6 protein-coding genes and 2 pseudogenes are annotated in these 9,906 nt (G+C 36.2%); 6 read left to right on the forward strand and 2 right to left on the reverse strand.

Features of this window, described 5'->3' with window-relative positions; genetic code table 11:
* Positions 1-15: 15 nt before the first annotated feature.
* Positions 16-528: pseudogene (locus HT678_RS07260) on the reverse strand (transposase); the annotation flags it as partial.
* A 65-nt stretch (positions 529-593) separates the two neighbouring features.
* Between HT678_RS07260 and HT678_RS07265 the strand changes: the two are divergent.
* The 6 genes from HT678_RS07265 (at position 594) to kdpC (ending at position 8,897) form a co-directional block, all read left to right on the forward strand.
* Entirely contained in the window at positions 594-3,227 is a 2,634-nt protein-coding gene (locus HT678_RS07265; protein WP_172924771.1) for a sensor histidine kinase KdpD, read from the forward strand.
* Positions 3,217-3,942, forward strand: coding sequence for a response regulator transcription factor (locus tag HT678_RS07270; RefSeq protein ID WP_000787304.1), 726 nt, complete (start codon positions 3,217-3,219; stop codon positions 3,940-3,942). The genes HT678_RS07265 and HT678_RS07270 overlap by 11 nt, the downstream gene beginning before the upstream one ends.
* 299 nt (positions 3,943-4,241) lie before the next feature.
* A complete protein-coding gene (gene kdpF / locus HT678_RS07275) occupies positions 4,242-4,319 on the forward strand; it encodes a K(+)-transporting ATPase subunit F (RefSeq protein WP_007285010.1) in 78 nt (25 codons plus the stop codon).
* Positions 4,320-4,331: 12 nt separating this feature from the next.
* Positions 4,332-6,077: a potassium-transporting ATPase subunit KdpA gene (locus tag HT678_RS07280; RefSeq protein WP_000939242.1), complete on the forward strand. Its 1,746-nt coding sequence runs from the start codon at positions 4,332-4,334 to the stop codon at positions 6,075-6,077.
* A gap of 8 nt (positions 6,078-6,085) precedes the next feature.
* A complete protein-coding gene (gene kdpB, locus HT678_RS07285; RefSeq protein WP_014017221.1) occupies positions 6,086-8,155 on the forward strand; it encodes a potassium-transporting ATPase subunit KdpB in 2,070 nt (689 codons plus the stop codon).
* 124 nt (positions 8,156-8,279) lie between these two features.
* Positions 8,280-8,897: a potassium-transporting ATPase subunit KdpC gene (gene kdpC, locus HT678_RS07290; RefSeq protein WP_119946536.1), complete on the forward strand. Its 618-nt coding sequence runs from the start codon at positions 8,280-8,282 to the stop codon at positions 8,895-8,897.
* Between the two features lie 454 nt (positions 8,898-9,351).
* Here the strand turns inward: kdpC and HT678_RS07295 are convergent.
* Positions 9,352-9,644: pseudogene (locus HT678_RS07295) on the reverse strand (ISNCY family transposase); the annotation flags it as partial.
* Positions 9,645-9,906 lie beyond the last annotated feature (262 nt).

Genomic DNA, 9,906 nt, shown 5'->3' on the forward strand with positions numbered 1-9,906 from the left:
TCACGGGTGGTTATGACTGGTCAAGTGCATACGAAAAGTAGGGCGATAAAATCGTTTATCGCTGAGTTTACGACTATCTTGCTGGATGAGCTTCCAGTAGAGCTTGATAGCCTTGTATTCATGAGACTTTCGATCCAATTGATTCATGATTTGGACACGGACACGACTCATAGCACGGCTAAGATGTTGTACAATATGAAAGCGATCTAGAATGATTTTAGCATTCGGGAGTGAAACAGTCTGGGAGACTGTTTCAGCCTGAGCCTAGAAATTTGAAAGCGAATCTGTTTAGCCAAGGCATAATAAGGGCTAAACATATCCATAGTAATAATTTTGACGCGACATCGGACAGCTCTATCATACTTAAGAAAGTGATTACGAATGATAGCTTGTGTTCTTCCCTCAAGAACAGTGATGATATTGAGATTGTTAAAATCTTGCGTAATGAAGCTAGCTCATCTTTCCCTTGGTGAACTCATACTCGTCCCATGATATAATCTCAGGAAGGCTATTGTAAAAAAAATAAAATTAGGTTATAATGACTTCTGATAAATGATTTTACTACAAAAGGTTGGGTTAACTAAGGTGATGTTATGAAAACAGGGGCGTTAAGAATTTATTTTGGTTATGCTGCAGGAGTTGGAAAAACCTATGCTATGCTTAGAGAAGCGCAGCGAGCTCAAAAAGCTGGAGTAGATGTGGTAGTAGGTTACATTGAACCTCATAATCGACCTGAGACTATGGCTTTACTGATTGGTCTTGAGCAATTATCTCCTAAAACAATAAAATATAAAGGTATCACCTTAAATGAGTTTGATATTGATACTGCTTTAAGGCGTCAACCACGCATTATTTTAGTGGATGAATTGGCTCATACTAACTGTTTTGAGTCACGTAATAAAAAGAGGTACCAAGATATTAAGGAACTGCTTTATGCAGGGATTGATGTCTATACTACTGTAAATGTCCAACATATTGAAAGTTTAAACGATGTGATTGAAGCTATTACAGGGATTCAAGTTAATGAGATAATTCCAGATGCTATTTTTGATCAGGCTGATCAGATTGAACTTGTAGATATTGACCCATCAGATTTACTTGAACGATTGGATAAAGGAAAAATTTATTCTAAATCGCAAGCTAAATTGGCCAAGCGTCACTTTTTTACTGAAGAAAAGTTAATATCTTTGAGAGAAATCGCTTTGCGCAAAGCAGCTGATCAGATTAATGGAAGTGCTTTTCGAGGAAAAAAAGTTAAAGATAGTATTGTGACCAAGGAACATGTCTTGGTCTGTGTGTCACCCTCTCCCTCCTCTTCACATGTCATTCGCGCTGCTTCAAGATTAGCAAGTGCTCTTAATGCAGACTTTACAGCCCTGTATATTGGTAGTTTAGATAGGGAACTGACTAATCAGGAGTTACATCAGAACTTGGAATTGGCAGAGCGGTTGGGAGCTAAGGTGACAGTTATGGATTATAATAATGTGACCAAGCAGATTGCTGATTACGCAAAATTGAGCCGTGTTTCTAAGTTAGTAGTCGGAAAAAGTGGCTCCAGAACTATTTGGCCTAAAGAAAATATTGTGGAAGTTCTTAGTAAGAATGTTCCTGATTTGGATATGTTTGTAGTCCATAATACTAGAGGAAAAAAAGAGACTTCGGTTGGTAAGCTCTCGTTGCCTTCTTGGTTTTCTAAATGGCAATTTTCTTTCAGTGATTTGGTTAAAACACTGGTGGTATTGTTGCTAGTAACCTTAACAGGTCTTTTATTTCGTTTCTGGAATCTCAGTACCAACAACATTATAATAATATATATATTAAGTGTTCAAATAAATGCTGTTTGGACAAAAGGAAAACTTTATAGTGTGATTCCTTCTATTTTATCAGTTCTTTGTTTTAATTACTTTTTTGTGGCCCCCTACTACACTTTTACTTCTTTTAATCCTACTTATCCTATGACTTTTGCTATTATGTTAATTACTGGTCTGATTACTTCTAGTCTCATAAAAAGGATTCAAGAGCAGGCAAGATTATCTACTGAAAAATCTTATCTAACAGAGTTGTTACTACAAACAAATAGAGGATTATCTCAGGCAGACTCTATTCCTTCTATTTTAGAAGAACTAGCTATTCAAGTCAAAAAATTATTGAATAGTGATGTGGTGATTTATCCTGTAACAGGTGGTACTTTGGAGACGCCGAAATATTTCCCTACCAGTCATTCTTTGAGGACCTTAGCTGATTACTATCAGTACAATGAGCGAGGAGTGGTTGAGTGGGTTTTATATAATAATAAACAAGCTGGAGCAACAACAAACACCTTGTCTGCTGCTAAATTTCTGTATTTATCTGTCAGAGGTAAAGATTCTGTTTTTGCTATTATTGGTATTTTAATAGAGGATAAAACAATGATTGACCTGTTTGAAAAATCTGTTATTCTAACTGTTTTAGGAGAGGCATCCTTGGCATTAGAAAAAGAAGCATTACGCGAAGAACAACAAAAAATGGAACTTAAAATACAAAAAGAACAGTTAAGGGTTGATTTGTTAAGGGGAATCTCACATGATTTGAGAACTCCACTTACAAGCATATCAGGTCAGTCTAAATTAATGATGGAGACGGGGGGAATTATGGAGAAACAGCGTATGATAGAATTAGCTGCCTATATTTACGATGACTCTATGTGGTTGATTAATCTGATTGAAAATTTATTGTCAATTACTAAATTGGATAATGATACTACTCTTTCATTAAGAATAAATGTTTTCGATGAGTTGATTGAAGAAGCTTTGAAACATGTGGATCAACATATTAAGAATCATGACTTTGTTTTAATTTTATCAGATGATTTATTAATAGCTAAAATGGATGCTCCCTTGATTGTGCAAGTACTGGTTAATATCATTAACAATGCAGTTAAATATACGCATGAAGGATCTTTAATTACATTGACGAGTAATAGAAAGGATCAGAACCTGGTGGTTGAGGTTTCTGACGATGGTCCTGGTATTAACGATCAAGCAAAAGAAAAGATTTTTGACCTTTTTTATACATCAGAAAATTTGGCATCCGATGGTAAAAGAGGCCTAGGTATAGGACTATCTTTATGTAAGAGTATTATTACAGCACATGGGGGGACTATTTACGTCCATGACAATACTCCTAAAGGAGTTATCTTTGGATTTACACTACCACTAGCGGAGGTGAATGTATTACATGAAAAATGAAAATGTTAAGATTTTAATTTGTGAAGATGACTCTTCCGTTAACAGACTTTTATCCTTAGCAATGGAAGTTGAAGGTTATCATTATGTATCAGTTCGGACTGGAGAGGAAGCTTTGCGTCAGATCATTTCGCAATTTCCAGATTTATTATTATTGGATTTGGGTTTGCCAGATATGGATGGTAAAGACATTATTGACAAGATTCGTAGCTTTTCACAGCTACCTGTTATTGTTGTTAGTGCACGTGGAGAAGAAAGTGACAAGATTGATGCACTTGATGCTGGGGCAGATGATTATTTGACGAAACCCTTTAGCATTGATGAGCTTTTCGCTCGGTTAAGAGTTAGTCTTAGGAGGTCAAAGCAGATTAATCAACAAAGTGACGGTAATTCTGAAAAATCATCTTTTACTAATGGCTGGCTACATGTTGATTTTTTATCTAATCGTGTATTTGTTAATAACCAAGAAATTCACTTAACCCCGATTGAGTATAAGTTGCTTTGTCTTCTATCAGAGAATGTTGATAGAGTGTTGACTTATCGTTTTATTGTCAAGGAAATTTGGGGATATTATGAGGAAGATTTTTCTGCTTTGAGAGTTTTTGTTAATACATTGCGAAAAAAAATCGAATTAGGATTGGGTTACTCTAAAATGGTTCAAACTCATATTGGTATCGGTTATCGTATGATTAAGATTGAAAATTATGATGACAAATAATCCAAAAAGAATTTTATTCACCTGATTTGTAATTTCTTGGCAGCTATTTGAAACAAGTCTTAGGATAGGTTGTCTTAGGTTATTTTAGGAGACAATCTTTATATAATCTTTATTTTATATCCGTAATCTTTATACCATTTTTATACTTTTCGTGGTAGAATGATTATATTCTTGAAGGAGGATACAATGCTAGTAGATTTCATAATGTTTCTAGTTTTATTTTTTATTTTTTTGTTAATGATTGGTTTTATTGTTTGGTGTGATAAGCACCTTAAAGGTGATTAGAGGGAGAGTGTACTATGATAGTATTAGGAATAATTTTTGGTTTATTAATCTGTTATTTATTTTATGCTTTGTTACACCCGGAGAGATTTTAGGAGGAATGTGAGATGTTACAAATCATATTTGTCTTAGTACTGGCTTGTATTATTATATTACCAACTGGAAAGTATCTTTACCATATAGCTAGCCAGCAAAAAACTTTTGCAGATCCCATTATGGATCCTATTGATAGGTGGATTTATAAGTTGCTTGATGTGGACAAAAAAGGAATGACTTGGAAGGAGTATGCTGTAGCCCTTATTTTAACTAATGCTGTTATGGCTCTAGTGGCTTATGTAATCCTAAGAACACAGGCCTTTTTCTTTTTGAACCCCACCCGTGTTGGTTCATTAGAATCAAGCCTGAGTTTCAATACAGTCATATCTTTTATCACCAATTCTAATTTACAAAATTATGCTGGTGAGAGGGATTTGTCTTTTTTTAGTCAGATGGTTGTCATTACTTTTATGATGTTTACCTCAGCTGCTTCAGGCTATGCTGCTGCTATGGCTTTTATCAGAGGTGTATCAGGCAAGTATCAAGACATGGGGAATTTCTATGTTGACTTTGTTCGGGTGATTACTCGAGTGTTGCTTCCTTTTTCAATAATAGGCTCTTTGTTACTTATTTCACAGGGGGTTCCCCAAACACTATCAAAAGAGTTATATGCGACTACTTTGGAGGGCAATTTACAAGGTCTTATAATGGGACCGGTCGCTTCTCTTGAAATTATTAAACACTTGGGAACCAACGGTGGTGGTTTTTTTGCAGCAAATTCAGCAACTCCCTTTGAAAACCCTAATGTAATCACAAATATTATTGAAATGCTATCTATGATGTTGTTACCAGGTTCTATGGTAGTTGTTTTTGGTCATATGGTTTCATCTAGGAAAAAGGAAGATCATCCCTTTGAATCTGTACAGAAAGTTTCTTATAAGTCCACTAAATCTACGTTTATTAAACTAGGAGGACAGGCAAGACCGCTTCTGATTGTTATGCTATTCTTATTTTTTGTTGGTTTATCCATTATTGTTTGGTCAGAAAGTAGAGGAAATCCTGTCTTGCATCAATTGGGTTTGAATCAATCAATGGGAAGTATGGAAGGTAAAGAAGTTAGGTTCGGTATTCCAATGTCTGGTCTATTTACAGAAATAACAACGGCTTTTACAACGGGTTCCGTGAATAATATGCACGATACTTTGACTCCTCTAAGTGGTGGAGTAGCTATGATTAACATGATGCTCAATGTTATATTTGGCGGTAAAGGTGTAGGAATAATGAATATGATGCTGTACGTTCTTCTTACTGTTTTTATTTGTGGATTAATGATTGGGCGTGCACCTGTTTATTTAGGAAAAAAAATTGAAGGTAAAGAAATGACTTTAATTGCTTTAGCCATCATGGTTCACCCTATGATTATTCTAGGTTTTTCAGCAGTAGCTGTCTCATTGCCAGCAGGATTTAACAGTGTTACCAATCCAGGATTTCATTCTTTATCACAAGTGATTTATCAATTTACCTCAGCTTCTGCTAACAACGGATCGGGATTTGAAGGACTAAAAGACAATACTTTATTCTGGAATATATCTACAGGATTAGCTATGTTTTTTGGACGCTATGTGACTTTGATTCTTCAGCTATCGATTGCTGGTTCGTTAATGACTAAGCAACATGTGAATGATTCCCTAGGTTCTTTAAAAACAGATACGGGGACTTTTGCCATTATTTTAGGTGTGATAGTGTTGATTATATCAGCCTTAACTTTCTTACCAGTCCTTGTACTAGGACCTTTAGCTGAATTTCTAACTCAATGAGGTTTATTATGATTTCAAAGAAAACTTACTTTCTGACACAAAAGATACTACTCAGTTCCCTTAAAGGAGCGGTCGTAAAACTTCGCCCTAGTTACATGATTAAAAATCCAGTAATGTTTGTAGTTGAAGTTGGTTTTGTTCTGACCTTCTTTTTAACAATTATCCCCGTTGATGCTCAACAAGATAGCCAAAGTAGTCAATTGTATAATGGCATAGTAGCAGTGATCTTATTTTTAACTTTATTATTTTCTAATTTTGCTGAATCCATTGCGGAAGGAAGAGGAAAAGCACAGGCTGAAAGTTTAAAAAAGACGCAAGAAAATATGACAGCTAGACGACTCTATTTTGACAATGATGGTCAGACCCTTCTTGAAGAAACTATTGAGGCCACAGCCTTGCAAAAAGGAGATATCGTTCTGGTTAAGGTAGGAGAATTAATTCCTGGTGACGGTGAAGTTATTGAAGGAATTGCTTCTGTAGACGAATCAGCTATTACAGGAGAGTCAGCTCCGGTGATCAAAGAACCTGGTGGTGATTTTGCTTTTGTAACAGGAGGGACAACTCTTGCTAGTGACTGGCTTAAGTTGAAAATGACCTCACGTGCTGGAGAGTCTTTCTTGGACAAAATGATTTCCTTGGTAGAGGGTGCTTCTCGGCAAAAAACCCCTAATGAAATTGCCTTGAATACTTTGCTAGTCAGCTTAACAATTATATTCTTAATGGTAATTGGAAGTTTGTACCCGATTGCTAGCGCTTTGCACATAAAGATTACAGTTACTACTCTTGTGGCATTGACCGTATGTTTAATTCCAACAACAATTGGAGGTCTGCTGTCAGCAATTGGAATTGCAGGTATGGATCGCGTTACACGGTTTAATGTGATTGCTATGTCAGGAAAAGCAGTGGAGTCTAGTGGTGATGTGGATACTATGATTTTGGACAAAACAGGAACCATTACCTTTGGAAATCGTATGGCTGCTCATTTTGTTCCTGTAGATGGTGTTAGTCAAGAGTCTTTAATAAGAGCAGCTATGCTAAGTTCTCTACAGGATGATACACCGGAAGGAAAATCAATTGTTAAGCTCGCTAAAGAATATGGGGCAAGTATTCCTCCTATTTCTGAAGATATGACCTTTATTGATTTTACTGCTCAAACACGAATGAGTGGGATAGACTTTGTTGATGGGGGAATGATACGTAAGGGTGCCACAGATGCTATAAGTCGCTATATTAAAGGTAAAGGTGGTGTGATTCCGAAAGATTTGAAGTCTATCAGTGAAAGAATTGCTTCAGCTGGGGGAACTCCACTGGCAGTAGTGGAGGGGCAGAATATTTTGGGAGTGATTGCTCTCAAGGATACCATCAAACCAGGTTTAGTTGAGCGTTTTGCTCGCCTACGGGCAATGGGAATTAAAACTATTATGTGTACCGGTGATAATCCTCTTACCGCTGCGACCATAGCTCAAGAAGCAGGCGTTGATAGCTTTATCGCTGAATGCAAGCCAGAAGATAAAATTGAAGCTATTAAAAAAGAACAACGCTTAGGAAAAGTTGTTGCGATGACAGGAGATGGGACTAATGATGCCCCAGCATTAGCTCAGGCAGATGTCGGTATTGCTATGAATTCTGGAACAAGTGCTGCTAAAGAAGCTGCTAATATGGTGGATTTAGATAGCGATCCAACCAAGATTCTGGATATCGTTGAAATTGGAAAGCAATTATTAATGACGCGAGGAGCTTTAACCACTTTTTCAATTGCTAATGATATTGCCAAATACTTTGCCATTATTCCAGCTATTTTTATGCCCAGTATCCCCCAAATGCAATCGTTAAATATCATGTCATTATCAACGTCTTCCAGCGCAATTTTATCGGCTCTGATTTTCAATGCCATTATTATTCCTCTTCTAATTCCGATTGCGATGAAAGGAGTTTCTTATAAGCCTCAAAGGTCAGAAAAAGTTTTGGCTCATAACATGCTGATTTATGGTTTGGGTGGAGTCTTCATCCCGTTTATTGGAATTAAAATCATTGATATGAGTATTACTCCATTATTGTATCTATTGGGTTTATCCTGATAAGATTAGTTTAATATAATATAATATTTAGAGGAATAAGATTGAAACTTATCTACATTGCTTTACGTTTAAAAGAATCAGTGTCTTTTCCTTGGGTTGAACATGAAAGGAATGAATAACAATCATGAGAAAAATATTTATACATATCAGACGTTCTGTCCGACTAAGTCTTTTATTTGGGGCGGTTTGTGGATTATTTTACCCTTTGCTGATTACCGGATTAGGGCAGTTTATTTTTCCTGTTCAAGCCAATGGTAGTCAAATTAAGCAGGATGGGAAGCTTATTGGATCGGCTTTAATTGGGCAAGAATTTTCGTCAGCTGCTTTTCTGCATGGTAGACCATCTGCTATTCAGTATAATACTTACCTTAGCGAAGGAGACCCAAGTGGACAAAGGCGGGATATTACTTCTGGTTCCCAAAATCTGGCTCCTAGTAATCCTGAACTAAAAGTACGTGTTCAAAAGGAACTGTCTCTTCTCATAGAAGAAAACCCAACTATTTCAATCAGAGATATCCCTGCTGATTTGGTAACAACATCGGCTTCGGGATTGGATCCAGAAATCAGTCCAGAAAGTGCTAAACTACAACTCCCCCGTATTTCTAAGACAACAGGTATTAGCTTGCCTAGACTGGAAGAAATCATTGACAAGCATACAGTAACAAAAATTTTTGGATTTCTAGGTGAAGATAGGGTGTCTGTGTTAAAAGTTAACATCGATATTGTGAAGGAACTGAACTAACACCGCTGTAAAAGTTATACGGGTATTATTGCAAGTAATTAGTAGTGAGAGGTACGCCTATTACAAAAAAAGGGATAAAAAAGAACTCTTACTTCCTAGACTATATAATCTGATGAGTATCTTACAGATAGAGAAAGGAAGTTGGCATTTATTTATGAACTACTTTTAGCTGGTTTGAGATTTGTGACAAACTCATTTCACTGAAGAATTGTCAATCGAAAGTGATGATGTCCCAAAAAAAATGGTGAGATTGAGGGCAATTATTTTGATTTCATTTGATGCGAGGAACCCTTGAAGCTATTTTGTCAGCTAAACCAAGGCTAGTCTTAGACTTGGCTCTCCAGCCTCTTATCAAATGAAATGCTTGTCTTAGACTCCTTACTTTCTCTCTCCTAAATGTAAGGGATAGAGTGATTTTCTTTAAGGAAAAGCTTCCCATTTAGCGAGAAATAGCTTATACTTGTAGATGAGGAGAATTAAGCTCCTCACTAGTAAACTCTTCATAATCCTTTTTATTTTTCTGAAGATATTGTTTGAAAGATGTGAGTTTCCACGGATGGGTTTGTGGAGGGATATACTTGCGTCTTTCTTTTTTTGTTCTGGTTCTGGTTCAAAGTTTTTCGAATAGAGTTCATGAACTAGTAGCTCCTTTGTATGATAGATTTTGTCAGCAATATTGAGGTAGATGCCACCATCAAATGCTTTTATAACGAATGCTTTCGTCTTTCTGATGAAATAGACTTCTTTTCCTTTTTGTTGATAGGCTAGTAGCAGACGATTGATTTGTCTTTCGGAAAGGTTGAGTTCGCCACAGGTTCGATTATTTGTTTTCTTTCCTTGGATTATAGCTTTTATCACAAGATATTTTTTCGTTTCATTCATATTTAGCTGGATACTTTTCATATGACTATTCTAGCAAATGGGACATTTTCACGTTCGATTTACTAAAGACATTATCACATTCGGATTACAAAAACAGAAAAAATAAACTGTTTTTCCTTGCAAAATT

Origin of the sequence: Streptococcus sp. 3167, from assembly GCF_013277175.1 — a bacterium.
Lineage (GTDB): Bacteria > Bacillota > Bacilli > Lactobacillales > Streptococcaceae > Streptococcus > Streptococcus pseudopneumoniae.